This window comes from Acaryochloris marina MBIC11017 (assembly GCF_000018105.1).
Lineage (GTDB): Bacteria > Cyanobacteriota > Cyanobacteriia > Thermosynechococcales > Thermosynechococcaceae > Acaryochloris > Acaryochloris marina.
This window is the reverse complement of record NC_009926.1, coordinates 243736-270213: the sequence shown is the minus strand read 5'-3', so window position 1 is coordinate 270213 and position 26478 is coordinate 243736. Positions and strand designations below refer to the sequence as shown.

The 26478-nt window shown below is 47.1% G+C and carries 25 protein-coding genes and 4 pseudogenes; 12 read left to right on the top strand and 17 right to left on the bottom strand.

Annotated elements, in window-relative coordinates:
- Positions 1-182: 182 nt before the first annotated feature.
- On the bottom strand, positions 183-809 hold the full coding sequence (locus AM1_RS29925; protein ID WP_012166759.1) for a hypothetical protein: 627 nt from the start codon (positions 807-809) through the stop codon (positions 183-185).
- 70 nt (positions 810-879) lie between these two features.
- On the opposite strand from AM1_RS29925, the gene AM1_RS29920 reads away from it, so the two are divergent.
- The 5 genes from AM1_RS29920 to AM1_RS44525 all read left to right on the top strand — a co-directional run bounded on the left by AM1_RS29920 (position 880) and on the right by AM1_RS44525 (position 2945).
- The gene (locus tag AM1_RS29920; RefSeq protein ID WP_012166758.1) at positions 880-1425 is read left to right on the top strand and encodes a GNAT family N-acetyltransferase; all 546 of its coding nucleotides are present in this window, start codon (positions 880-882) and stop codon (positions 1423-1425) included.
- Between the two features lie 72 nt (positions 1426-1497).
- The gene (locus tag AM1_RS39035; RefSeq protein WP_012166757.1) at positions 1498-1638 is read left to right on the top strand and encodes a reverse transcriptase domain-containing protein; all 141 of its coding nucleotides are present in this window, start codon (positions 1498-1500) and stop codon (positions 1636-1638) included.
- A gap of 118 nt (positions 1639-1756) precedes the next feature.
- Positions 1757-2440 (top strand): transposase, encoded by a 684-nt coding sequence (locus AM1_RS29915; RefSeq protein WP_238549318.1) that lies wholly within the window; start codon positions 1757-1759, stop codon positions 2438-2440.
- 11 nt (positions 2441-2451) lie between these two features.
- A complete protein-coding gene (locus AM1_RS29910) occupies positions 2452-2817 on the top strand; it encodes an integrase core domain-containing protein (RefSeq protein WP_012166755.1) in 366 nt (121 codons plus the stop codon).
- Between the two features lie 50 nt (positions 2818-2867).
- Entirely contained in the window at positions 2868-2945 is a 78-nt protein-coding gene (locus AM1_RS44525) for a DUF4351 domain-containing protein (protein WP_071820006.1), read from the top strand.
- 133 nt (positions 2946-3078) lie between these two features.
- Here the strand turns inward: AM1_RS44525 and AM1_RS29905 are convergent, their stop codons facing one another.
- A complete protein-coding gene (locus AM1_RS29905) occupies positions 3079-3636 on the bottom strand; it encodes a tyrosine-type recombinase/integrase (RefSeq protein ID WP_012166754.1) in 558 nt (185 codons plus the stop codon).
- A gap of 238 nt (positions 3637-3874) precedes the next feature.
- Between AM1_RS29905 and istA the strand changes: the two are divergent.
- Positions 3875-4879: pseudogene (gene istA, locus AM1_RS43430) on the top strand (IS21-like element ISAcma26 family transposase); the annotation flags it as partial.
- Positions 4880-5309: 430 nt separating this feature from the next.
- Positions 5310-6128 carry an IS21-like element ISAcma26 family helper ATPase IstB gene (gene istB / locus AM1_RS29895; protein WP_083776804.1) on the top strand — a complete coding sequence of 273 codons (819 nt, stop codon included), beginning with the start codon at positions 5310-5312 and terminating at the stop codon, positions 6126-6128.
- A gap of 78 nt (positions 6129-6206) precedes the next feature.
- On the opposite strand, the gene AM1_RS29890 is transcribed toward istB, so the two are convergent.
- Positions 6207-6767 carry a hypothetical protein gene (locus AM1_RS29890; RefSeq protein WP_238549317.1) on the bottom strand — a complete coding sequence of 187 codons (561 nt, stop codon included), beginning with the start codon at positions 6765-6767 and terminating at the stop codon, positions 6207-6209.
- A 161-nt stretch (positions 6768-6928) separates the two neighbouring features.
- Between AM1_RS29890 and AM1_RS29885 the strand changes: the two are divergent.
- A pseudogene (locus AM1_RS29885) lies at positions 6929-9058 on the top strand (Tn3 family transposase); the annotation flags it as partial.
- A gap of 520 nt (positions 9059-9578) precedes the next feature.
- Here AM1_RS29885 and AM1_RS42490 read toward each other — a convergent pair.
- Positions 9579-9779, bottom strand: a complete 201-nt coding sequence (locus AM1_RS42490; protein ID WP_187152965.1) for a hypothetical protein — start codon at positions 9777-9779, stop codon at positions 9579-9581.
- On the opposite strand from AM1_RS42490, the gene ltrA reads away from it, so the two are divergent.
- The 3 genes and pseudogenes from ltrA (at position 9688) to AM1_RS29870 (ending at position 12737) form a co-directional block, all read left to right on the top strand.
- The gene (ltrA, locus tag AM1_RS29880; RefSeq protein ID WP_012166345.1) at positions 9688-11418 is read left to right on the top strand and encodes a group II intron reverse transcriptase/maturase; all 1731 of its coding nucleotides are present in this window, start codon (positions 9688-9690) and stop codon (positions 11416-11418) included. The two genes, AM1_RS42490 and ltrA, sit on opposite strands and share 92 nt — an antisense overlap.
- A 94-nt stretch (positions 11419-11512) precedes the next feature.
- Positions 11513-12331 (top strand): annotated as a pseudogene (locus AM1_RS29875) (Tn3 family transposase); the annotation flags it as partial.
- Between the two features lie 160 nt (positions 12332-12491).
- Entirely contained in the window at positions 12492-12737 is a 246-nt protein-coding gene (locus AM1_RS29870; protein WP_238549316.1) for a thermonuclease family protein, read from the top strand.
- A 215-nt stretch (positions 12738-12952) separates the two neighbouring features.
- On the opposite strand, the gene AM1_RS29865 is transcribed toward AM1_RS29870, so the two are convergent.
- The 13 genes from AM1_RS29865 to AM1_RS29805 form a co-directional block, all read right to left on the bottom strand.
- Complete coding sequence (locus AM1_RS29865; RefSeq protein ID WP_012166751.1) at positions 12953-13177, bottom strand: hypothetical protein; 225 nt, start codon at positions 13175-13177, stop codon at positions 12953-12955.
- A gap of 98 nt (positions 13178-13275) precedes the next feature.
- Entirely contained in the window at positions 13276-14235 is a 960-nt protein-coding gene (locus AM1_RS29860; RefSeq protein WP_041661145.1) for a ParB/RepB/Spo0J family partition protein, read from the bottom strand.
- On the bottom strand, positions 14232-15059 hold the full coding sequence (locus AM1_RS29855; protein WP_012166749.1) for a ParA family protein: 828 nt from the start codon (positions 15057-15059) through the stop codon (positions 14232-14234). Before AM1_RS29855 ends, AM1_RS29860 begins: the two co-directional genes overlap by 4 nt.
- A 787-nt stretch (positions 15060-15846) precedes the next feature.
- Positions 15847-17196: an MFS transporter gene (locus tag AM1_RS29850; RefSeq protein WP_012166748.1), complete on the bottom strand. Its 1350-nt coding sequence runs from the start codon at positions 17194-17196 to the stop codon at positions 15847-15849.
- Positions 17197-17214: 18 nt separating this feature from the next.
- Positions 17215-18300: a sucrase ferredoxin gene (locus tag AM1_RS29845; protein WP_238549315.1), complete on the bottom strand. Its 1086-nt coding sequence runs from the start codon at positions 18298-18300 to the stop codon at positions 17215-17217.
- A 69-nt stretch (positions 18301-18369) separates the two neighbouring features.
- A complete protein-coding gene (locus AM1_RS29840) occupies positions 18370-18810 on the bottom strand; it encodes a holo-ACP synthase (protein ID WP_012166746.1) in 441 nt (146 codons plus the stop codon).
- A 9-nt stretch (positions 18811-18819) separates the two neighbouring features.
- Positions 18820-20139 carry an anthranilate synthase component I family protein gene (locus AM1_RS29835; RefSeq protein WP_012166745.1) on the bottom strand — a complete coding sequence of 440 codons (1320 nt, stop codon included), beginning with the start codon at positions 20137-20139 and terminating at the stop codon, positions 18820-18822.
- Between the two features lie 44 nt (positions 20140-20183).
- The gene (locus tag AM1_RS29830; RefSeq protein ID WP_012166744.1) at positions 20184-21725 is read right to left on the bottom strand and encodes a benzoate-CoA ligase family protein; all 1542 of its coding nucleotides are present in this window, start codon (positions 21723-21725) and stop codon (positions 20184-20186) included.
- A gap of 10 nt (positions 21726-21735) precedes the next feature.
- Positions 21736-22200: a holo-ACP synthase gene (locus AM1_RS29825; protein ID WP_012166743.1), complete on the bottom strand. Its 465-nt coding sequence runs from the start codon at positions 22198-22200 to the stop codon at positions 21736-21738.
- Positions 22190-22453, bottom strand: coding sequence for an acyl carrier protein (locus AM1_RS29820; RefSeq protein WP_012166742.1), 264 nt, complete (start codon positions 22451-22453; stop codon positions 22190-22192). The genes AM1_RS29825 and AM1_RS29820 overlap by 11 nt, the downstream gene beginning before the upstream one ends.
- Positions 22454-22471: 18 nt before the next feature.
- Complete coding sequence (locus tag AM1_RS29815; protein ID WP_049783864.1) at positions 22472-23053, bottom strand: hypothetical protein; 582 nt, start codon at positions 23051-23053, stop codon at positions 22472-22474.
- A gap of 17 nt (positions 23054-23070) precedes the next feature.
- Entirely contained in the window at positions 23071-23535 is a 465-nt protein-coding gene (locus AM1_RS29810; RefSeq protein WP_012166740.1) for a hypothetical protein, read from the bottom strand.
- A complete protein-coding gene (locus AM1_RS29805; RefSeq protein ID WP_012166739.1) occupies positions 23532-25007 on the bottom strand; it encodes an aspartate aminotransferase family protein in 1476 nt (491 codons plus the stop codon). The genes AM1_RS29810 and AM1_RS29805 overlap by 4 nt, the downstream gene beginning before the upstream one ends.
- Before the next feature lie 203 nt (positions 25008-25210).
- Here AM1_RS29805 and AM1_RS44520 point away from each other — a divergent pair.
- Positions 25211-26409, top strand: a pseudogene (locus AM1_RS44520) (ISAzo13 family transposase).
- Positions 26410-26478 lie beyond the last annotated feature (69 nt).

Here is a 26478-nt window from a genome sequence, read left to right as displayed (position 1 = left end):
AACCCCAATCGATTATTGAGTTAACAGTTTAGATTTATTCTCAATAGCTTTTTAATTAGCTCCCTTAGATATGGGCTGGTTCCACGGTTCATTGCCAGCAGGTATTACTTTGTAATTTCGAATGGATTGACCTGATCTCAAACCAATGACATCAAACAGTGAGAGGGTCTTTGATGTGCCTTTCAGTCTAAGCCGCGAGAGACGGTAGGTGTATAGATGCTCTGCCAAGCCTTAACGGTTTTTTGACCAATTTTGCTATCCACCGAAGCCCCACTTTCCGTGACCAAGCGAATTTGTATCTCCTGTTCCGGGGCACTACGAAGGGCATTGGCTAATTCTGTACTCACGGGGAAGGTGTTTTGCTGGCCTGATACTTGATAGATTTGCTCATCGATCTTGAGGAACAATTTGCTGATTTTTTTGGTGTCGATTACTTCACTGCAATAGGATGATGATAAAAAGCCGTGATGGCCATAGCAATCGCGATCCTTGGCTGTGAACAGTAGGCGAACATAATCTTGAGTCCATAGGCTTTGGACTTCGATCCGCATATGGGTATTTAAGAAGCGATCGCTAAAACGATGCCGATCAAAAACGGCGATAAATTGACCTTCAAAGGGATCTTCAACCTGAACAGGCTCAGACCAGGGTGGATTTTTACCAATCCCTAATGCAGCAGATTCTACAATCGGCAGCTCCGATGCTTGACTCACCAGTGGACTCATCACCATTAGTAGCGAAGCACTCAGGCCTGTTAGGTAGGGACGTACCATCTCGATGCCTCCGGCAAAATAGACCGATGCTTTCACGATAGCGCATCTCCTTTGAAAGCTAGGCCATGACTGATCAGACTTAAATCATTGGGCTGAGAATATAACCATGACTGTATCTAGCGCGACGATCTACCACATTCGTAATGCCACTCTAGAGGACACACCCAATCTGCAAAAGTTGCTGATGGCGTTTATGCAAGAAACGTTTCAGCGCCCTTGGGGGGGAACGCCCCAAAAGTTAGAACAAGATGGTCTAGGTGCTGAATTTCAAATGGTGATTGCAGAAGCTGAAAATTATCAATTGGTTGCGTTTGCAGCTTGGATATCATCCTATGATTTGCACTACTGCATGAAAGGTGGCCAGGTTATTGACTTGTTTGTTGAACCTGCCCATCGAGGGCGAGGCATAGCAGTCCGTTTGATTACAGAGATCACCCTTCAAATTCAACAGCAGGGCGGTGTGTATATCACTGGACAATCTGTTGAGAACCCCAGTGTCCGACGACTCTATCAACGCTGCGCCCGATGTTTTCCGGGAGCCGAATGTCATGTATCTGGACGTGCGTTTCGCCGACTTACGGAGTTATCGGATTACAGTCTACGCGACATCGTGAAAAACCTGCCTAAACCCGAATGGAACTATGAGCCTTAAGCAAACGACTTTTTGAAAACAATAGAGTACACCTTCAGATGTTGGTAGTTGTCTGCGGTTGGTTGCGGCACAATGATTCGATACGCAGACGATGTTGCGGCTGTGTTTGAACATGAAGAAGATGCCATTAGATTTATGCGGGTACTGCCGCGACGGCTGGAGAAATATGGCTTACGACTAAATGCAAAGAAAACCCACTTGGTAGTCAGGTGAGATTATCTCAGCCCCTCTAGCTAAGAGAGGCCTGAAAAAGGTTCTACTGAAGGGAGTCATTAGCCAAGATACTCCCATGAAAGAGAGAAAACGGCCTTTACTCTCAGTGCTAGCTTGCGTGAACTCAAAATGTGAGAGCTATGGTCAAGCGGGCCTTGAGAATTTAATCGTGCGCAAAGTCTATGGACAAGATCAGATTCGGTATCTACGCTGTCGTTGCTGTGGAGCAGCGTTCAGTGAACGCAAGAACACTGCCTTTTGGAATACAAAAATTCCTGAATCTCGTGCAATAGAAGTAGGTCGTCAAATTGCAGAAGGGACCTCTATCAAAGGAACTTCACGCTTGACCTACACTCACCGAGCAACAGTGAAACGTCTAAGCCTCAAATTTGGTCAACATGCCCAAGACTTTCATGAGCAGGAAGCTCAGCAATTGGACATCGACGTATTAGAGATGGATGAGCGTCATGGATACGTCGCAATCAAGCAGCAGCAATGTTGGGATGCCGTTGCCATTGATGCTGCGAGCAAATTCATCATCCAAGTCGAAGTTGGCCCCCGTAACACAAACCTAATAGATAGGCTGATGCGAGCCACTCACAAACGACTGGCCCATCCCCGAGACCTGGTGCTGATGACCGATGGAGACGCGAGTTATCGTACCCTGTTCCCCATCATCTTCGGGGTATCCTACCTCCCCCCCGTCAGAGCAACATGGGGCGCCCGCCCAACTCAAAATACCGGATTCCTCGACCCCTTGCCCACGTCCAAATCATCAAACATCGTCAGGGGCAAAAGTTAAAAACTGTAGAGGTGAGCAAAGCCCATGGGAGCTGGCAACGCATCAATCAAGCATTAGACAAAATGGGTTACAACACTCCCAATACTTCAACTGTGGAGCGTTTCAATGGTACTGCACGACGGATGAATGCTCATCAAGTCAGACGCTCACTTGCTTTCGCTCACCGCAGTGACACTCGTCAAGCCGTTGCCTGGTGGAGTGCAACAGTCTACAACTGGGTGAGAGAGCATCGCAGTTTACGTTCTCCTCTTGAAGTACCTGAGGGTAACAAGCGCTTTCAACAGAGAACTCCTGCCATGGCAGTTGGATTGACTGAACACATTTGGACCGAAGCTCAGATTCTCAGAACACCTGTTTATATAGCCTCCAAAAATTAGGGGGGTGAGATTATCTCACCTAACTACCCTAGCATCAGTAGTCAGGTGAGATTATCTCAGCCCTCTTTCTCGAACAACTCGAAGTCCTCTGTGAGGCATTGCTCGACTTTTCGAAATCTAGTGATTAGGTGAAATAGTTGCAGGATCATTGAACTGAGTAGCAAGGGACTGCTTCTCAAAGCAAGCTTGGTGTAGGGATTTCAGGCCAGATGATTTTTCTATAGACTTAGCATCTTCATAACTAAACTGGTTGCAGTAATATTAATCTGAGGTTTGATTCCAAGTAATCTTCTCAGCCAATTTTGCAGAAGCCTTCTTCTGAAGCTGCTTGCGATTGTCATCATAGAACTTGAGTGTATTGAGATTGGCATGTCGGGAATAGGCTTGTGCCCCCCGCAAATCTCCACCCGTCATTTCCAAATAAGTTGTTGTGCCGCTGTGACGTATCTTATGAGGCCCAAAGTTCTCGCTCACCCCAGCCTTCTTTGCTAGAGCCCGGACAATCCGATACACCGATGTCCCCGACAACCGCGACCCCCAATTCGCCCGATCCAACGAGATAAACAACGGCTCCGTGAGGCCATAAACTTCTCGCAGTTCCAGCCACTCTGATATGGCTCGTACCCCACTTTCCGTCAAATCAATCCACTCCCTTTCATTCCTTCCTTTCCCTAAAATCGACAAACGTTTTTGCTCCGAGTCAAAATGACGGACATCACAGCCCACTAGCTCAGACCGTCGCAATCCCGCCTCCCAGAGTAGCGTCATCATGGCGAAATCCCGAGCCCCAGCTAGGGAAAACCGATTGATGAATACCATCTATTAGACGACAATCGAGCTGACGGATTAATGACGATGTCACGTCGGCTATAGCTATGAAGAAACCAGGCATCCCCTGAGAAGGATAAAACTAGATCTCAATTCCCTAGAAATGATGTGTGAGATCGCGTTTCTAGAATTCAATCTCAAGAAAAAAGACACTTTTTACATCCCTAATCAATAGAGGGCTGTACAAGTGCCTAACAAAAGAATTGATTCCTATCATACTCGTGTTTATATGAACGGAAGAGACCTCGGCTTGAAACAAGCTGAAGCAGCTTACATTGCCGAAATATCTACAAGAACCGGACAACGAATTGAGGCCGGCACCCATCAACCTAATCGCGGCCGCCTTCAGGACCAACGCACCGTTCCCGACCCCTTAGCTGATGTGTGGGAAGACGAGCTAGAACCAATGCTGCGTCGAGACCCACGCCTCAAACCCATGACCCTGTATGAGTACCTGCAGGATAAGTATCCAGGCCAGTATCCCCAAGTCCTGCGGACCCTACAACGTCGGGTGAGAACGTGGAAAGCCTTACATGGACCAAGCCCTGAAGTGATGTTTGAATTGCGTCATGAACCCGGGGTACAAGGGTTTTCCGACTTTACAGAACTCAAGGGCATCACGATTACCATTGCCGGCAAACCCTTTGAGCACCTGATTTACCATTACCGTCTGGGATACAGCGGCTGGCGATATGCCCAGATCATCGAAGGAGGCGAAAGCTTTGTCGCCCTCTCAGAAGGATTGCAAAATGCCTTTGCAGCCTGTGGAGGTGTTCCTACACAGCATCGTACTGATAGTTTGAGTGCAGCCTATCGCAACATGGGCGGCCGCCGGTCCAAAAACCTCACTCGTCTGTACGACGAACTGTGTGACCACTATCGGCTAGAACCCACTCGTAACAACAAAGGTGTAGCCCATGAGAATGGCTCCATTGAATCTCCCCATGGTCATCTGAAGAACCGAATTAAGCAGGCGATCTATCTGCGCGGCAGTGCAGATTTTACGAGCGTTGCTGAGTATCAAGCCTTAATTGATGCACAGGTTGCCAAGTTGAATCAGCAGTGCCAAACCAAGTATGAGCAAGAGAAAGACCATCTACAACCACTGCCCAAATATCGAACCCCTGACTATGAAGTGCTCACGGCTAAAGTCAGCAAACGCAGCACCATCGATGTTCGCTGCATTCTATACACCGTCCCTTCTCGACTGATTGGTCGTCAATTGGAACTGCATCTATACCATGACCGGATTGTCGGCTATCTGGAGCGACACCCGGTGGTGGAATTGCCGAGGAAGCGCGTCAGTGGCAAAGGCAAACGTCGCGACCGTTGCATCAACTATCGCCATGTTATTGGTTCAATGCGATTGAAGCCTCGTGCTTTTATCTATTGCACCTGGCAATCAGACCTACTTCCCAATCCTGAATACCGCCAAATCTGGGAACAGCTCAAAGCCCAATTTGACCTAGAGCAGGCTGCCAAGATCATCGTGGAAGCCCTGTATATTGCTGCGGTTCAAGATAAAGAACAGGCCGTAGCAGTGTACTTACAGCAGCAGCTTCGCTCATCCAGCCTTACCCTCAATCGCCTGAAAAAACAGTTTGAGCCGCCTCAGATGAAGCAGGTTCCTGACCTCAGCATTGAACAACATTCACTTGAACTTTATGACAAACTCCTCCCCTCCTGCTCAGTCCCCGCTGAGCCCCTACCAGCACCTGAGCCTCTATTTAAAAAAGCTCAGGCTCTCCCACATGTTGACCCATTGGGAATCTATCGAATCCCAAGCCATGCAGGAAAACTGGTCTTATGCGGAATTCTTACTAGCCTTGTGCGAAACGGAGGCCCAACGAAGAGAACAAGCTCGTCTAAAACGTGCCCTCACCGAAGCCAGGCTCCCAAACGCAAAAAGTTTTACCAACTTTGACTTTAGCCATTGTCCCCAGCTCAATCCAGCTCCCTTGATGCAATTAGCCGCAGATCCGGGTTGGTTGGAGCGCGCCGAGAATTGCCTTATTCTGGGGCCCTCGGGTGTTGGAAAAACACATCTGGCCACTGGGGTGTCCAAAAAGATGCTGGAATTCGGTAAGCGGGTGAAGTTCTTTGCAGCCAACGCATTGGTCCAGCAACTGCAACAGGCGAAGCTCCAACTGCAGCTGCATCCAATGCTCAAAAAACTGGACCGCTATGATCTGTTGATCTTGGATGACTTGGGCTATTGCAAAAAGTCGGAAGCGGAAACGTCCGTTCTGTTTGAATTAATTGCGCATCGCTATGAACGAAAAAGTTTGTTGATTACAGCGAATCAACCCTTCAGCCAATGGGATGACATTTTCACTGATTCGATGATGGCGGTGGCTGCCATTGATCGCTTAATTCATCATGGCTTGATTATCGAAATTCAAGCCGATAGTTATCGGCGCAAATCAGCGACTCAGAGAACGGCTCAAACTCAGTCTCCACCTCAAAAATCCCAGTCCAAATAATCGAGCGATCACTGGTTGTCATTTCGATCACGGGTTGTCGTTTTGTTCTGAAGGTATCGTATGAGGTCTGAAAAAGAGCTAACGCAAAGGGAGTGTACGCCAAATAATACGGTTCAAATTTGGGGGTTGATCCGCCTTGTGGTTGTCGCGACATCGCCTATGGGGTTGACATCCAATAACCATCATCAGTCGAAATTTAGAGGCTGTAATCCCTCTGGTATCTCGATAAGGTTTCACCGTTAAACCATCAACTTCCGCCAAAGTCCAATCACACATCTCTAAACGACGGGCCATCCGCACCATGGACTTCACTGCGGACAACCGCCGATTGATAGTATTCGCTTGTAACCCTCGCTGCATCATGCATTCTCGATACCGAGCGGCTAATTCTAAAGCCTTCAGTCTGCCAATCCCCACAAAGGATTGACTCAGCCTAGATAATTCCCTCTTCACCTGCGCCTTTATCTCACTTTTTCGCTTCGGTCCCTCAACTCCATAGACCATTTCCCCTTGGGTCACGAATAAAAAGAAGTCCACCAGATCCTTGGTATACCCTTCCCGCGTGGAGGGTTTGGTTTTCTCCACCAAGATTGCTCTAAGCAAATCGACATCAAGGCCCAATTGAAGGGTTGCTGACACCTGGGGCAACGAAAGCTACAACCCTTTCTCAGTAATAGTTACAGGCATTAAGAAGTGTAAATACCATCGACTTACACTACTCTTAAATCATAAGTTTTATTTATAGTACATTAGCTTGCCTTACGCTCTAGTGAATTCACTTTTAATAGGAGCGTAATCGCATGAAACGGAAATGGCATCCAGAAGAGCTGATTGAGCATTGGTCCATCCAGCCCGATGAAGCACATCTATTGGCTAGGCGTAAAGGCGTTACTCTTTTAGGATTTGTCCTGCTGCTTAAATTTTTCCAATATGAAGGACGTTTCCCCGAACAGAAGTATGAGATTCCTCGCATGGCGATAACTTTTGTGGCAGAGCAGTTAGACTTGCCGCCAGAGCAGTTTCAAGACTATAAGTGGCGAGGGAGAGTCGTTAAATATCACCGGGCCCAGATTCGCCAATTTACTGGATTTCGACAAGCCACTCTTTCAGATCAAAATCAGCTACGTACTTGGTTAGTCGATACAGTCCTGAGTCAAGAGCAGGATTACCATCATCTGAAATTGAAAGTCTATGCTCAACTGCGTACTCTTCAGATTGAACCACCCACCCCTGCTAGAATTGAGCGTTTAATCCGGTCCGCTCAGCGTCGGTTTGAGCGTCAGCTTTTTTCCTCAACCCTCAAGCAGCTGTCCAAGCAAACTCAGACTGAGCTTGATGAATTGATCCAAGAACCCAAAGTGACGCCGGGTAAAGAGATACCAGATCCGCCCCTGAGTGCCTTAAAAAAAGATCCTGGACCCGTGGGTCTCAATAGCCTGCTTTCAGAAATCATCAAGCTCCAACGCCTCCGCCAAGTGGCTTTGCCAGATACCTTGTTTTCTCATCTGACCCCACGAGTTCTGGAGTGTTATCGGCTCCGAGTGGAGACAGAAACCTTATCAGAGTTGAGGCATCACCCCAAAACCATCCGACTCACCTTACTCGCGAGTTTCTGTTGGCAGCGGTGCCAAGAGATTATCGACAACATCATGGATTTATTGATTCAGATCGTTCATCGCATTGATACACGCAGCAAGAATAAAGTGACGTCAGAGGTGATCGCTAAAGTCAAAAAAACCGACTCTCATACCCAGCTGTTTTATCAGGTGGCCACCGCAGCCCTGGCCACACCAGATGGCTTGGTCAGAAATGTTATCTACCCCGTTGCTAGTGAGCAAACTCTGGAAGCATTTGTTGACTCCTACAATGATGGCGGTCAGACTTACCGACAACTTCTACACTCGAGGATCCGTTCTTCCTACGGTCATCATTATCGGCAAATGCTTCCTGCGGTACTGGAAGTGATTGACTTTCGGTGCAATAACAAGCAATACCAGCCCATCCTCCAGGCTGTGGATTTACTCAAAGCCTATGTGGACACCCCCCGAAAACCTTATGCCTCAGCAGACGACGTTCCCATCGAAGGGGTCGTTAGTGCAGACTGGCAAGAGACGGTATTGGGTCAGGATGAAGACCAGCCAGACAAAGTAGATCGCATCGCCTATGAGATGTGCGTCCTCAGGGCCCTGCGAGAGAAACTACGGTGTAAGGAAATTTGGGTCGCCGGTGCCAATCGCTATCGAAACCCCGACCTGGATTTACCCCAAGACTTTGACGAGCGGCGAGAGGAATATTACCAGGATCTACAACAGCCCCTAGAGGTGGAAACCTTCATCGCTCAAATCCAGGCTGATATGGAAAACGCCTTGACCCGTTTAAATCAGGGGATGCCTCACAACTCCAAAGTTGAGATCTTGAGTAAGCGTGGAGGACGAATTAAGGTATCCCCGCTTGAGGCTCAACCGGAACCCATGAACATTCACAAGCTCAAGGAAGAGATCAACCAGCGGTGGTCATTAACGCATTTGTTGGACGTCCTCAAAGAGGCAGACTTTCGGATTGATTTCACCCAGCATTTCAAGAGTGCGGCTAGTCGTGAAATATTGAGCCCCCAGTCCCTGCGCAAGCGCCTACTGTTGTGTATTTACGGACTGGGCACCAATTTAGGAATTAAGCGCATCGCTCATTCAGAAGCCGATGCAGGATACTTTGAATTGCATTATGTCCGACGCAAGTTTTTAAGCAAGACAGCTCTCAGCTGTGCGATTACGGATGTGGCCAATGCGATTTTCCGGATTCGCCTTTCTCATATCTGGGGGGAAGCCACCACGGCTTGTGCGTCTGATTCTCGGCACTTTGAATCTTGGGACCAGAATTTGATGACGGAATGGCATGTTCGCTATGGCGGCCGGGGTGTGATGATCTACTGGGTGCGATTCGTTGGCTAGAAACTAGACCTGAATAGGGTTTGAGGGGATTAGCCGCAAGCGTAAAGAAGGGGAAAATATCCCAACTGTACCTTGACAACTTAATAGCCATATAGGTGAGAGTCAGTATCCTAGACCGCTCTAGTCCTATCCCGCAGGTGCAGCGGTGACAGCATTTCCCCCAGGTTCGCGACTAGCCATCAACGCCTGAAGCGGGGAAAAAAGGAGGTAACAGGGAGCCTAGCTCTGAACCCCTTCGAGCAAGAACTTATGAGTAGCGAAAGCGAAGATGTGGTTAACCCACCGTAATCATTAACCAGCGAAATTAGGTTGATAACGCTGGGAGTCCCAAAAGGGCAAGGATATACGGAGCTGGCGTGTCCAGTAGCGACCAGTTAGCACTTCCAATAAACCCGGTGGAGCGCATCACTCTAACAGTTCAATCAATGGCTATTAGGAACGAAGTAACCCCCGCCTATCTCTCTTGGAGGTCGATTGGCTAAGAGTAGGTGCTAACCAGAAGTTAGGCGGTGGGAAGGATTGGGTCAAAAGCAAAAGCCCCACTGTAATGGTGAGGATAAGCAGACAGACTCACGGTGACTTGGAATGAATAGGAACAAGTAGCAATAAATATGTCTAAAGCACGGGTCAAACCGATGATGGAATGGAGCGCAATCCCCTGGCCAAAACTAGAGCGGAAAGTGTTTAAGTTGCAAAAGCGCATATTCAGAGCCAGACAACGTGGCGATGTCAAAGTAGTACATAGACTCCAGAAAACTCTGATGAGGTCCTGGTCAGCCAAATGCCTTTCAGTTAGACGGGTCACACAAGACAACCAGGGAAAAAAGACGGCAGGTGTGGATGGAGTTAAATCTCTGTCCCCAGAAGCTCGTCTGCCCCTAGTGGGTCAACTTAAACTCGGCTCAAAGGCCCCTCCCACCAGACGGGTGTGGATTCCTAAACCAGGAAAAGACGAACAACGTCCTTTGGGTATACCGACCCTGTATGAAAGGGCAAGAATGACACTAGTCAAACTAGCCCTGGAACCTGAATGGGAAGCGGTTTTCGAACCAAACTCCTATGGTTCAAGACCAGGCCGTTCATGTCATGACGCGATAGAACAAATTTTTGCAGCCATTAAACAGAAAGCAAAATATGTGTTGGACGCTGATATAGCCCAATGTTTTGACCGAATAAACCACGAAGCACTGCTCAAAAAGCTGAAGACCTTTCCCACTCTACGCCGACAAATAAAAACTTGGCTAAAAGCTGGGGTAATTGATGGTCATCAGTTCTTACAGACATCTGAAGGAGCACCTCAAGGGGGGACTATCTCTCCTTTGTTGGCAAATGTAGCCCTCCATGGCCTAGAGTATCGAATCAAGCAAGCCTTTCCTATCAGAAAGATTGCCGACGGGAATAAGCGAAAAAGAATTGCTACTCCTGATGTCATTCGATACTGTGATGACTTCGTGATTCTTCACGAGGATTTATCCGTAGTTCAAAGATGTCAGAGCTTAGTTCATGAGTGGCTAAAAGACATGGGGTTGGAACTAAAACCTAGCAAAACGCATATATCCCATACTCTCAAAAGGTATGAAGCTGAAAACCCTGGATTTGATTTTCTAGGATTCTCAGTTAGACAATTCCCGGTCGGTCAACATCAATCGGGGAGATTATGCGGGACATTGCTGGGATTTAAGACCATCATTACCCCCAGTCGAAAGAAGCAAAAAGTACATTACAATCGGCTCGTTAGTATCATCAACGCCCATAAGGCAGCGCCGCAAGCGGCATTAATCCGCCACCTCAATCCCGTGATTAGAGGATGGACGAGATATTATTCGACCATGGCTAGTAAAGAGACCTTCTCCCGTCTAGACCATTTACTGTATCAAAAGCTTCAAACATGGGCTAACCACCGCCATCCTGGCAAATCCAGGAAATGGGTGGTGAATAAATATTGGCAAACTGTCGGGGGAGATAAATGGGTCTTCGCGACTAGAGTAACTAAATCTAGAACCGAAAAATTACTCAAACATCGACAGACTCCAATTATCCGCCATGTCAAAGTCAAGGGGGATGCAAGTCCCTACAATGGCAATCTAGTTTACTGGAGTTCAAGGACTGGGAAGCATCCAGAAGCTCCGAAGAGAGTATCTATGCTCTTGAAGAAGCAGAAGGGGAAATGCGCTCAGTGCGGCATGTTCTTCCGAGAAGAAGATTTACTTGAAGTGGATCACATTCTCCCTACATCAATGGGAGGATTGGACGTATACAAGAATCTTCAACTACTACACAGACATTGTCATTATGTTAAAACGGCCAAGGAGAAGTCCTCTCAGGCCAAATGGTATGTATGACAAGCACCAAGCCACTGAGGAGCCGTGTAAATCGAAAGATTTACGCACGGTTTTGAAGCCAAGTCGGAGGAGTGATCCTCCGGCTTAGGTTAACCATGTCGAGAAAAAATCCGTGTGTATCTACTCGCAACTGAAGAAGTGTTCTTCCTCGGAGGTGGCCTTTATGGTGAAGGGCGTACTTCGCCACTGTACGCAAATGTCCGTGAATAAAAGCTATGTGGATACCCATGGCCAAAGCGAGGTGGGGTTTGCCTTTTGCTATTTGCTGAACTTTCAGCTGATGCCCCGCTTCAAGGGCATCAACAAGCAGAAGCTCTATTTACCGATGTCCGGGCAGAAGAAGAAGTATGTCTATCTCAAGGCGATTGTGAAGCGCCCCATGCGTTGGGATCTGGTGCGGGAGCAATATGAGCCAATGATCCAGTTCACCACCGCAATGAAGCAAGGGACCGCCGAACCTGAAGCGATTCTGAGTCGGTTCACTCGCAACAACATTAAGCACCCCACCTATCTTGCTTTGGCTGAATTAGGCCGAGCTATCAAGACCATTTTCCTGTGCCAGTATTTGCACGATGAAGCCTTACGGCAAGAGATCAATGAAGGTTTGAATGTGATTGAAAATTGGAATAGTGCCAATGACTTCATCTTCTATGGCAAGAATGGTGACTTTGCCAGTAATCAAACGGCGATGCAAGAGCTGTCCATGCTTTGCCTGCACCTACTGCAAATCAGCCTGGTTTACATCAATATTCTAATGATTCAAAAAGTACTTTCTGAACCCACGTGGATGAATCGTATGCAGGAAGAAGATTTGAGGGCGTTAACGCCGTTGTTTTACCTTCATATCAATCCTTATGGACGTTTCCGCCTCAACATGAATGAGCGTCTGGTGATTGAAAACTTGGCTGCGTAGGGAGTAGCTGTAATGAGGTTGCTGAGTTGGGGCCCATCTCCACAAGGCAACCTTTGCTCCAATATCGAGTAGTACAGCGACAAAAAATACTTAAGCAAAACTTATTGATTAGCGGTAAATTTGCCCTGTTTTGAGGGGTGATTTGGTTTGATTGCCCCTGGTGTCAGCAACCCTTCAATTGGGCCATGAGCGCACAGTGGCAGAAATCTATTCCGGGGGGACATCGGTAGGACTTCAGCTTGTACGGGAAGGTTATGCCGTGGTCTACCACCGATACTTGGATGGGTGTTCTGAGAGTGAGGATCAGTATATTGCTGCTGAGGAAGAGGCGAGAACGCAGCGGCTTAACTTTTGGAGCCAGAGTAATCCAGTTATGCCGTGGGAATATAGACGGGGTAAACAGTAAACAAGAATGAATAGTTTAAGTTAGAGATTACAACTTCATTAATAAGGATTTAGCTCTTCCTGGTGTGAGTTTACTAGAAAATTTATATCCATTTTTTCTAACTGCATATTCTCACTTTCTTCGCCACCCTTTGGGAAGGCAACCTAACTTCATCACGGGTAAATTTCTTCAGATACTTTCCTTCTCGTGATTTATTTCTTTCACAATGCATATTCTCACTTTCCTCGCCACCCTTTGGGAGGGCAACCACAATGCAACTTTTCGACTTCTAACAAGAATTCGATATCTTTAATTGCCATACTTAGTAATTTTGAAAGTTTACCTCCATCAGCAATTTTCTTCCCGATGATACTGGCTGCGATCGCAGCAATTAGAGAGCTAATTATTGTACAACCGCCACCAATAATCGCTGCTTGTACTGGAGGGTCATTAAAATTCATAGATTAACATTTTCCTCATCTACATCGTTGCTATGGGTATGAGGGCAAGGTAATCGGTTGCTCCAATAGAGACTCCTTTATCAGTAAAAAAATAAGTACTATGACTCCAATAGCTTCTCTAACTGCTCTAGTATTTTCCTTAACTTCTTCTGCTTGGTAGGTGAATTTATAGCCTTTGACTTTTTCAATGCCTTGAGACACCCAGCAGTTTTCTTTCTCAATTCAGTGTCAATATCAGGATTGTTTGAAATCTCTTTTTGTGCAAACTCCGAGATTCTTGTCCTTATCTCACTTAAGGATAATTCTTCTGTGACAGCTACATTTAACATTTCTTTTCGGAATTCTTGGTCTTTGATTCGTGCAATTAACTGAGCTTTCGTATATGCCAACTTCCCTTGTCGTAAGAATTCCAAGATATCTACAGGAAGTTTTCTCAGTGGTAACCGATGCTTGACGAAAGATTGCCAACTCAACCGCCCCAAGTAGTTGAATATTTTTTCTACAGTCTCTTGATTCTCCTGAACCACAACGTTGTGGTTCACAACTTGTCTAGTGAGGCTATTCTGCATTTGATAAAGGAGCGAAACAACTTCATCCTCCCTTAAGTGCAGCTCTCCAGCTAGTAGTTTAATAATTCCATCCGTCTCTTCAACTGGATTAAGATCTTCTCTCTGAAGATTTTCAATTAGGCTAATTCTAAATGCATCAAACTCATCAAGGTTCAGAATTTTTACAGGAACTTCAGTTAGCCCAACTTCTTTCGCAGCCCGAAGTCTGCGTTCTCCAGAAATAAGTTGAAATTTACCATCATTTAATGATGAAACGATGAGATTCTCAAGTATTCCATCAATTCTGACAGAAGAAACCAATTGATTCATTTTCATGGGATCAAAGTATCTTCTTACTTGATCTGGAGTACGCTTAATCTTATCTATTGGAATTACAGCTATCTTGTCGCTTTCTTGATCTACATCATTATCGAGTGACTCTAAAGAACTTCCATACAAACGGCTAAGATCAATAGTTGCACCATACGCTTTATCACGTTTACTAGTCATAGCGCTAAACTCTCTAACTGTTCTGCAAGTACTTTGATGGGTTCCAAGGCAGGATGCTTGTTATCAAACAATGCAAGTGGAAGATTTTCTTCGGATGCATCAGCAAATGTAGTAGTTCTTGGAATCGGAGAAAAAACTTTGGCTACAGGTGTTAGTTGTTGCTGAATTGCAGCTAATGTTCTTTCATCATGAGAATTTCTTTGGTCATACATCGTAGGAATAAAACCAGCAATTTTGAGTGACTTATTAGGACGGGCAGAGACCAATCTAACAGTGTCAAAGAGGGGCTGGACACCCTTAAATGCCTTGTACTGAGATTGAATGGGTACAAGTAAGTGAGTAGCAGCTACAAGAGAGATATAAGTTAGGTTGCCAAGACTTGGCGGGCAGTCAATCAATATAAAATCATATTCTTCTTTAATTGGTTCTAATGAGTCCCTCAGCCTAAAGTCTTTCATAACTGCTGTCATTAGTTCTTGCTCAGCTATAGCTAAGCCCAAATTTGATGCCACCAGATCCAATCCATTGCTATCCTCCATTCCCTGACCTGCATACAAAGCATTTAGAATAGGTAATTCTTCGTCTTTGAGAATGGCATTATATATAGTTTTCTCTTGATCGTAGGGTTCAATCCCCATAAATGTTGTTAATGAAGCTTGAGGGTCCATATCAACAAGCAGTATTCGATAGTAGTCACCCTTTTTTCTACTTCGTTTACCCTTTACTCTTCTCTTGCATTGAGAAAGATGATAACCAACCTGTTGTACTAAGGTAGTTTTACCCACCCCTCCTGCGTGGTTAAAAAACGCAAGTATTTTTGCCATCTGAATCTCAATTAACTAATTTTGTCACTGAACTAGATTGCTGGTTCTGAAAGTCTTCTTATGAACCACATCGTTGTGGTTCAACTCAGCCAATTGTACTTGCATTAGTAAATTTTGCAAGCAAAACGGATAATAATTGTTATCCCAAATAGATCCATAAGTTAGAGAATAGTAGGAATGAGCAACAAGCCCGCTTACCAGCCAGACACGCTGGTTAGGTTGTTCCAGGTTCGCTCGATAACCTTTTTCCTAACTGGATCTCGTGCTGACACATATCACCAAATCATACAGGCAGGTGACTAAATTCGATTGGCGATTTTAATTCCAGATTTCATCCTCAAAATCTGGAATTGGAGCTTAGATGAAGTTTGAAAGACTTTCTATATAATGCTTTCAAGTTTTCGAACAGAGTCTAAATCGGCTTGTTAGTACACTGTCGCTTTGGGTAAGGGTACAGCAGCATTACCTGGATTCCTAAAGCCCAAGAGAGTTGGGCATTGCCCTTAGCTGTGAACGCATCACCAGTTTTGAGACTCCACTAGAGAAAACTGCTACTCAACAGCAGCAAGTATGCGTCCATCTGGCGGGTCCGATTTACTTTTTGGCAGATAGTATAGCTATGCCCACTTTCTCAAATAGGGGTCAGAGACACCTTTTAACCAACTCTTACGATTACGTCCCAACCAAGTCCTCTATCAGGGGGGGGAAAGGGCTACTTCCAGCTCTTTTAGAATATTTCTCAAGTTAATCCCTGTAATCCATGAAGAGCGACCCCATATACCAGGAATTAATTAGTAGCAGTGTGTTTATCCCCAATAGAGTCATGGTCGGCTAAGAGTGTTTCGACATCTCGCAACTGTGGAATCTTGAATCCTATAATGCCAATCAGTACCGTACCCATCCCGCTCATCGTGATTAACAATGCCATACCACTTCCGGGGCCTGTTCCAATCCATCCCCCTAAATGTAAAGCCATCCATTCACCAGACTGCAGGGCAGGTTCGAGTAAGCGATCAGCTAATAACCCCGCACTCAAACCCGCAGTAGATTCAATCACAATTCCCACCAGATAGTCAGCAGCGAAGATACGTCCTTGGTGTTCTGGGGCAATTTTGGCATACCAGACAGCCATGTAAGAACTCATAACGAGTGGATTATGGAGTGATGACCCAAACCGAGCCACCGCCCAGAGTCCAGGGAAATGTCCAAGTCCCAGAATGAGATTGCTCACGCCTGTTCCAATAAATCCGACCAATATGCCAGATATTCGCCGCCGGAACCCACCCCAAATACTCAAGATAATTGCCCCGAACACTCCTCCGAGTCCGGAGGCAGCGACGATCAAGCCTAAGACCTGAGTGTTGCCACCCGTGCGGGCTAAAATCATCGGTTGATAGAGCGTTTCACCAAGCTGATGGAGAAAAGCGAAGATGGAAATGGTGATAACCATTGTTAATAAGCTTGGTTGTGAGGCAATGTAGCGAAACCCAAACGTCACTTCACGCCAAATTTTCCGTTTTGCTCCCTCAACACTTGGGAAAGCCAATCGTTGTTCGTCGTTATGTTTGTTAACTTTCTCGATTGCTGGAATTGGCACTAACACTAGGGTAAAAATCGCGATCGCAAATGTACTCATGTCAATCAAGGTAATTCCTAGGAGTCCAATGAGTGGATACAGGAGTCCAGCGAGGGCAGGGGAAAAAATATCGGCTCCATAACCCACCATGGCTCCCATGCTACTAGCCCGCGTATGATGCTGTTTGTGGACAATCAGGGGAATCAGAGTTGAATAGGTGAGTGCTTGAATGTTCCCAAAGCAGCCAATCGCTGCCGCAATCAGGTAGACATGCCAAAGCTTCAGAATTTGGAAAGCGGCCAGTATGCCCACGGCAAGGGTGCAGTAAGCGGATGCCGTATCGCTAAAAATCAGCAGGCGTTTACGAGAAACACGATCTGCCAGCAGACCAGAAAGGGGAGCGATCACAATTTGAGGCAATTGATAAAAGACTAAGATGAGAGCAATCGATGTTGCCGACTGAGTTTGCTGCCATATCCAAAGGTTGAGCGCAAAATAGGTCATGCTGCTGCCAACCGAAGAAGACAGTTGTCCTAGCCAGAGAAAGATGAAAGTACGCACGCTAGAATTAACCCATTGCTACGCAACACAGATTAACTGGTTGATGCTGTACTGCTTCACCGCTTCCGGCTTCTCACCGGAATTCCAGACTGTCAATACTGAACCAGTCACTTCCACCCTTGCCTCATACGCTCCTTTAACGAGACCATCCGGCGAGGCAAACTCTAGGCGCACGTCGGCCCAGTCCGCGTCCCATTTTTCATGATCAGTATCTTGAGCCATGATGTGCCCCAATTTGTTGTAAGCCAGCCAGTCCCATCCCTGCTGCATCCAGACTTCACGTTCCAAAATTTGGGCATACTGAGGCAGACCTGACCAGCCCCGATAAAATCGCCGCAATTCCGTAACGGGACGATGCCGCTGTATTAGCGTGTCGAGCATCTCCATCTCCAGATGTCCCCAGACTTGGCCAGTAGGCAAGTCCACCAGGGTTGGCGCAAACTGATGGCCACCAAAATGAGAACAGCGCCAGACACGGAGGGTGGAGGAGTTAGAGGAAGGTGGGGAGTAGAAAGATTTTGGATTTTGGATTTTGGATTTTAGAGAAAATTTTCCATCGCCTTCGGTTTTCCCACAATATTTTCGAAGTTCAAAATAGACTGGAGTACCAAAGCGGGCGCAGGCCACATCGACATTTCCGTGGGTACAAACAAAGAGATCGCGGGTCAACGAAGTCGGCTGTTTATAGCAGTCAAAAGTTTTGAGATTGCTGGGCTGGGTGAGAGCGGTTTGCATCAAATGGGGAAGCTGCTCAAAAGGAAGGAGGAATTCCTGTTTGTTGAACTGGGCAAAGAATGGAGCTGGGCGCTGGAAAAGCAAGACACGCGTGTACTCGGGAACAGAATAGTTATGGTCAGGCGCAATAACCATTGGCATCATCTGAAATGGTTGTTCATCGGCATCGTAGTAGTCATGAAACAACTGGTAAAGTTGTCTTAGAATCGGTTCCGTCATCAACCGTTCTTCTGTCCAAGGCAATGAAATCTCGACCATTATCCAGATATCACAGGGATGAGCACTCCCAATAGGATCTTCACCATTGGATTTAGAAATGACTGAACAAATTTGACAGTCATTAAAGAGTTGAGGGCGGATGAAATTCACAGGGAGACTATAGGCGAAAGATTTATCAAAGCGATCTATCAAGTGTAATCATTACACTCTGCCAATTTCTTAGCGAAACGGACTTTTTTCTTTGTGAAACGGACTTTTTAGCCGTGCGATCACACTGGCTGCTGCATAGGTTGATATATGGCTGATGCTCAGTAGCCAGTTGTTAAGGTGAAGATCGGCGGCCAATTTTTGACAGTAGCCATCAAGCGTCACAAAGGGTTCACCATGAGGCCAATTTTTAATCTCAATGTCGTGCCATCGATCAAAGGTCTCAAGTTGAATGTGGAGAATTTGTAGGATTGTGGCTTTGGCAGCAAAACGGCCCGCCAGATATTGAGCATAGGGCGCTCGGATCTGGGTCCGATGCCGTTCTGCGATGGAAAAGTACTGCTGTTCAAACTGCTCACCTGATTGAGCTAAGCAAGCTTCAATCCAAGCAGTTTTGACAATATGTAAGCCCTGTCGATAGGGAGCTTCATGCTGATGAGTTGGCTGGTTCATTTCAGTCAGTCATTTCAAGACTAAACTGGTCAGCATTGTGTTCATTTTGTTGACTGATTCCACATACTCGTTTTGCGTATTGGATTCAGCCACGATTCCGGCTCCAGCGTTAAGGCAGATGGTGTTGCAATACTGATAGACCGAGCGAATTGCTATCGCTAAATCCGCCATTCCCTTGCTGTCCACCCAACCAATACCACCTGCATAAATACCGCGTGGCTCACTCTCTAGCTGGTCGATCCAATCGAGTGCCTGAGATTTATTAATGCCCGTCACAGTGACCCCCGGAAATATAACTTTCAAGGCATCCCAAAGCGTTTTACCTGTTTGCAGTTGTCCGCCTACTCGCGAGGACAAGTGCTGTACACACCGATACTTTTTGACTTCCATAAAGTTAAACACTTTCACCGTCTGAGGTATGCAGACAGAGTCTAATTCACTTTGAGCAAGCCAAATAGAAAGCGCATGTTCTTTGACCTCTTTTGCATCAGTAAATAGCTCGTTCTCTAACTGCTGATCTGCCTCATGATCTTTTCCACGAGGGCGAGTAGCAGCCAGGGGATTGGTCACTAGCATTCCCGCCTGATTGACCTCCATCAAAATCTCAGGGCTAAAGCCTACAGCACCTACATCTGCCAGCTTAAAGCAATAGGAACGAGCCGAATTATTGTTCTTTACTCCCACAGCATAGGTGCCGATTAAATCTAAATCACCAGTCAGCTTTTTTGAACGAGAGATAATGGCTTTGTGCAATTCATTCTGTTGGATGGCCGCGATTAGAGTCTTGATTTTGTGGGAATAGGGCTCGCAATCAGCAGCATCTTGCTCCAGCGGAATTGGCTGGTAATCAGCGAGGGAGCGATCGCTTTCCAAAATCTTTAGCAGTGGATCGAGTAAGCCTACCCGCTTAACATGAACCCCTGCATGGGTAAATTGCAGTTCGGTTTCTGGTACTAGAAAGTGAAGCAGCGGCTGCTGTATCGATTTGGAATAGGAGGAATAGAATCTGGCCATATCGAAAGCAACATAGCCATAGGCTGTCCAATTTTTAATTGCTAATGTCTTTAGTAATGCGCCAACTTGCTGAAAAGGATCGGTGGCGGGTTCAGTATGCGACTGCCCCTGACTCTGGAGCTGAATGACATCTGGACTGACTGATATAGTCGCCAGTTCATTCCCTGCAATGCGAACGTCGCCATCTTTCTTGTATAGCATGTAATTGGAAAAGAGTCCTGCATCCAAACAGGATTTTAGAGTTGCGATCTCGCTTCTTTTTCCTGGAACAAATGTTTCCTGATAGGTGATTGTTGGGTGCAATTCTGTAACCATCAATATCTCCTTGCAATAGGTTTAAATGTTTCGAGGTGCTGACGTTACGAATGCACAACACCCAGCGATTTGCGATGAATTTTTCCGGTTGGCGTGCGCGGTAAGGCATCCACAAACTGAACAGTTTTAGGCGCCTTAAAATGGGGCAGATGCTGTTTAGCAAACCGACAGATTTGGGTTTCTAATTCTGGGGATGGAGGGTTTCCGGCTTTGAGAGTAATGTAGGCGATCACCTGGGTAAGCCGTTCCTCCGCCTGGGATTCAGGCAACACAGCTACCTCTAGTACCTGGGGATGCTGGTGCAACACATCCTCAATTTCCATCGGCGAAACCCACTGGCCATTCACCTTAAACAGGTCGTCCTTACGTCCCATAAATTTGAAATAGCCCTCGGCATCGCACTGATATTTATCTCCTGTGTGCATTGTGCTCCCATGAATCGCCTGTCGGGTTGCTTGCAGATGATTCCAGTAGCCCCCCATCAGGCTCTCTCCTCCGACCACTAGGTTGCCGATTTCCGCCACTGCACAAGAGTGTCCCTCATCGTCCACCACCCGCACATCATAGCCAGCAACGGGCCGTCCCGAGGTCCCTGGTTTGCAAGCTCCGGGTTGATTGGAAAGGAAGATATGCAAAAACTCTGTGGTGCCAATCCCTTCGTAAATCTCTTGGTTATGCGTTGCCCGCCATTGATACCAGAGACTTTCAGGCAGTTGCTCTGCTGCCGAGACACAGAGACGCAAACCAGCCGGGTTAAGCGGTTCGATCTCATGGATGGCGAGGAGGTTGGCGTATACGCTGGGAATGCCGAAGAATACGGTGGGTTGGTAGCGCTGAATGTCGGCCACGATGTCGAAGGCATTGATGGCGTCGGATAGCACCGTTGCTGCCCCCACAGCCAGCGGCATATAAAGTGTGTTGCCTAATCCATAAGCAAAGGGAATGTTCGCCACTGAATAGGTAATGTCGTCGCGGCGGAGTCCTAAGGTCGTTTTGGCATAGTGTTCTACACAGACCACCATACTTTGATGCAGATGAATCACGCCTTTGGGCTTGCCGGTGCTGCCGGAGGTATAAAGCCAGAAGGCAGGTTCATCGCGAGACGTAGCGGCTGTGATCGCAGTTGCCGGCAACTGCTCTAATTGGGATAACAAGGGAGTTTCTCCAGTGTTTAACCACGTATGCTGCAAAAAGGGCGATGTAATGGGGGATAACTTAGCCTGCCAGTCTTCGGTTGTCACCAACAGTTTGGCTCGCGAGTCCTGTAAGATATATCGAACTTCATCGACACTACAGGCAGTATTGATTGGCACAGGAACCGCCCCCATCCAGATGGCTCCCCAAAAGGCAAACACGAGTTCAGGGGAATCCGGCAGGAGCAGAGCAATCCGGTTTTCTCGTTCAATACCCGCCATAAGCAGCGATCTCGCTGCCCGCTGTACCCACTGCTGGAGCTGGCCGTAGGTGTAGGTTTCTTCTTGATAAAACAGGGCAATTCGCTCACTATTTTCCTGGGCGACCTCGCCATCGAGGAAATAGGCCGCCACATTAAAAATATCCGGTAATTGTGCAGAAATGCATCCCATATGATTTTCCTTATTCCCTTAGGAAACTCAAGACATGAACCATGACGTGCCCATCCCATTCCCACCAGTTCACCTGCCAGCACTGGATATGATGATTCCGAGCGTGGACCCTAGCTGCACCAGATAGCATCACGGTGATCGGGTTATGAATTTTATCGGCTTCAAAGTAAGCTTCAATGTCAGTCCATTCGATGCCAACTAAACCAGTTGTGAGCGCTTTGGAAACAGCTTCTTTGGTGGCAAAACAGAGAGCGAAAGCGCGGTTTCGCTCTTCTTTTTCAATCCCTGCCGATTGGCACCAATCCAACTCATTTGGAGTGAAAAGCAGAGCCAAAGATTGGCAGTCAAATTGCTCAACTAAGTTTGCAATTTGGGCAACTGACACAATATCTATACCCACACCTTTGATGTCTCCATACTGAACATCAACATTCCGTGCTAAGCACTCCAATTTTCCCTGCACGTCAAGAACCATGAGCTGAATTTGAATTAGTAAGCTGAGCCACTTCGATCCGATCACAGACCTGAGCCAAAGTCATATCTTGCCGACCTTCTAGCTTGACTCGCACATCTAATCGGCGCTTGAGCGCCAAAGAAATTTCAACGATTTCAGTCGAATCCAGTTGCAGATCCTTATGTAATCGTGCTTCAGAATGCAGACAATCTTTAGGAACTCCCAAATCAGTCAGGATTGCGATTAGCGTGTTCATCAAACCCACATCTTTCATGTAGCAAACTCCCCTTACCTAGCGAAATGGGCAACCTGGAGCGGTTTTGCGCTTGGGGTCAATTAACTTCCAGCGATTTTTCGTAAATTTGTCCAAGACCTGAACGGCGGTTATATGATCACAGCGTAAACTGCCCATCTGATCTCCACCAAACTTTTGGCAAACTGCTCTGTGGGCATTGGATAAGCTGAAATAGGCGGAAACAAACTGCTGATGCTGAGCTGAAAAAGAGTCAGGTAGGTTTGCAAAGGTTGGGCGCAGCTTCTTCCAAATCTCGATAAGGGCGGCATGTTCCCACGACATCAGACCACTAAAGTCAGGGGTCGTGACATGAGGTGGAGCCATTGTTGGCCGAACTTGGTGCTCATACTCTTGGTGACTAAGGCACCCTGCCAATTCCATTGCTGAGCCAGAGGCCAGCATCAGATCAGTCGCCGTTTCCAACTCTACACGGGCTTGGGATAAGTTGTTTGCAGCCAGACTTCGCTCAAAGCGACGCAGGGAAAGAATTAGTCCCTGAATGTTGATGAAGAATAGCCAATGGCATTTTTTCCATATTTGCTGGGGATCAGCATTCGTGATAGTAGCATTCGTGATCATGGGAATTGAATTATTATTCACTCCAAATTGAGATCAAAAACTCTAGATAGTAAGTTTGTATAGCTCCTAAATCCCTGTTTTTGCTGGGTGATATGCTCCAGATAAAAGTCATGTTTTTGCTGACATAGTGTTAAAAATGCTTGGTAGGAAACTAGCAGACTCCAAATCATACAGGTAGCAGGTTCGTTAGTTTGTACGTGGTTGACTTCAAAGTAAGCATCAAAATCTTCGACTTCGCAGGGCTTAAGAGCAGTTTGAGTTGAGGTTAATGCAATGGGGGAGACAGAGCTGAGATCAAGACGAGAAAGTTCCCGATTGATAATTGCTTGAGCCACTTGATCAGAATCTTGATCTAGGGCAATCAAGAACTGTTTAAGCGATCGCTCCAGTTTGTCTTTATAAACATCATCTAGTGGGTGTTGAATCGGTAAATCCCAGGGAACGACTAAATAGAGCCTGGGAGGCAAAGCAGGGAACGTCATGAGGTCGGAAAAAAGCCTGCTGACTGTAGCTCAGCGATGCTATCTTTCATCGCCTGAGTGATAGCATTGATGTCGTCATCTGTATGGGCAGTTGATAGAAAGCCGCCACCTTCACCGCGCAGCAAAATGCCCCGATCAAGCAGGTGGTAGCGCAACAGTTCGAACCCCGGCATCAGCGCGGAAATTGTACATGGACTGGCATCTTGACGAAAAACGGGACTAAAGAAAGAGCCAAAATGAGCCATTTGTATAGGCAAAGAATTGACGGCTAAAAAAGCATTGAACTGTTCCACAAAACAAGCGGTGCGCTGATTCAATTGCTCTTGCAGGGTCGGCCCTTGCTGCTTGAGATGGTGGAGTAAAGCCCGTGCCGCTGCCATTGATAAGGGGTGCTTGCAGTGGGTACCGGCAAAAAAGGTCTTCTCTACTGAGGGGTAGGAGTCATCGCCATAGGCCCACTGACCGCCGTCAATCTTGTCGAGATAAGCGGCTTTACCCCCAATCACGCCGATGGGGAGGCCACCACCTACCACCTTGCCATAGGTAGCGATGTCAGCTTCAACGCCAAACCATGCCTGTGCTCCTCCTAAGTGGAGGCGAAATCCCGTCACCATTTCGTCAAAGATCAGCGCAATGCCGGAATCCTGGGTGATTGACCGCAAGTCATGCAGAAACGCTTTAGGCTGTAAGTCGGGCTGCTGACTCTGAACAGGCTCCACCAAGACGGCGGCTAGCTGATGGCGATGAGCTTTAATCACTTGGAGCGATTCCGGATTGCCGTAGTCTAGAACTAAAACATTTTTAGCGATCACCTTGGGAATGCCTGGAGCCATTGGCACAGCGCGGGCATTTAAGCGGGAGACGAGCCCCCCCAGCAATCGCTGTAGAATGCTGGGCAGGGGAAATCCAGGCTCTACCAAGACCCCATCGGCGTGACCGTGATAGGAATTGGTAAAGACGGCAATTTTAGTCCGCTGCGTTGCCGCTCGCGCCAGCCGCACCGCGGTCATCACCGCTTCCGTACCCGTATTGCTAAACGCGACCCGCTCTAAACCTGTCAGCTCACTAATCAAGGCCGCCACCTCACCCGCATATTCGGCCTGGGGGCCGAGCTGGATGCCTTTTTCCAGTTGTGCCTGCAATGCCTCTTTAATCAATGGTGGATTGTGACCCAGCAGGTTGGCTCCAAACCCCATAATTAGGTCAATGTACTCGTTCCCGTTGACATCCCAGACCCGCGATCCCTGCGATCGCTCGCCCACAACCAGGTAGCACAGCTCTTTGGTGGTTGGACTAAACCATTCCGATTGCCTCGGATCGGCCAGGACGGAACGAGAGAATTGGGCAATCGCCTTGGAGGTTTGAGTTCGTTGGGTGTAACGCACAATGAACCTGTCCAAATAGGCACGCTGAGGATCCAATTGAGGACTTTGCTGAGGATTAGATTGGGAGTCTAAAAGAGACTGGGTCATGACATCACCCTAATAGCAATCGAGAATTATTCTCAAGTAAATCTGAGACTATCATAGGAGGATGTAGCCTAGCTTTTCTTCGTAAAACGTACTTTTTTCTTTGCGAAACGTACTTTCTGGATATCTAGGGCGATTTCTAGGAAAGACCTCACATACTTCTGAGCACAGAATGTAATAGTGATGCATTGAATCTAACTCTGAGCATGCGTGACCAATTAACCTGGAATCAACTTGAAGATCTGAAATTTGCCTCCTCGAAAATGACAGGAGCCCGCCGCCGGGCTTTCCAGGCAGACATCGCCCTCAAATACTGTGACGGGAACCCCAATCTCACAGAAATTATCTTTGGCTGGGGTCGAAATACGGTGGCAACAGGTTTAGGTGAGAAGCGAACAGGCATGATTTGTGTGGGTGCTCAGTCGGGTTTCTGTGGCAGGAAACGTTGGGAAGACCTTCACCCAGAGGTCGCAACCGCCTTACGGGAGCTTGCAGAAGCCCATTGCCAACAAGACCCCACCTTTTCCAGCTCAACTGCCTATACCCGCTTAACAGCGGCTGCCGCTATCACCCACTTGAGAGCGCAAGGATTTCCCCCCAAGTCTGTACCGGCAAAGAGTACCATGGCCGTCGTCTTGAATCGGTTAGGCTATCGACTCCGTCGTGTCCTCAAAGCTAAACCCCAAAAAAACTGCCGGAAACCGATGCCGTCTTTGCCAACCTCAAACACAAAGACCTGAAAGACCATGACGGTACCGTCAAACGATTGAGCATCGATTGCAAAGCCACCGTTGAACTAGGGGAGTCCTCTCGTCGGGGCAAGACTCGAACCCAAACGAAAGCCTGTGATCACGATATGGGTAGTGGGCCAAAATATATTCCCTGCGGCATCCTAGAGGAGGATACCGATACATTACACATCATTTTTGGCCATTCTCACAAAACGAGCGATTTTATGGTCGATAATCTCCAGGATTGGTGGAACACCCTGGCCCCCACCGAACAGCAAACCCTGCAGCTCATCCAGATCAAGTTGGATAACGGTCCTGAGAATAGTGGGGTACGCACTCAGTTCCTCAATCGACTGGTGGCATTTAGCGATCACATCGGCACCGCTATTCAACTCCTGTACTATCCGCCTTATCACAGCAAGTACAACCCCATTGAGCGATGTTGGGGGATTTTGGAGCAACACTGGAACGGAACCTTATTAACCGATGTTGATACCCTGTTGGGATGGGCTAGCACCATGACTTGGAAGGGGAATCACCCCGTTGTAACTGTGACACAGAAGACTTATGAAACAGGAATTTCGCTTACTAAACAAGCAATGAAAGGCATTGAGAAACGATTGGAGAGACATCCTCAGTTACCCAAGTGGGACATCCTAATTCATCCAATTTAGTACGGGGCTTCTTTTCAAGAAATCACCTAGTAGGGATGAATGGCTATTGCCCCTACCTAATATCAATGA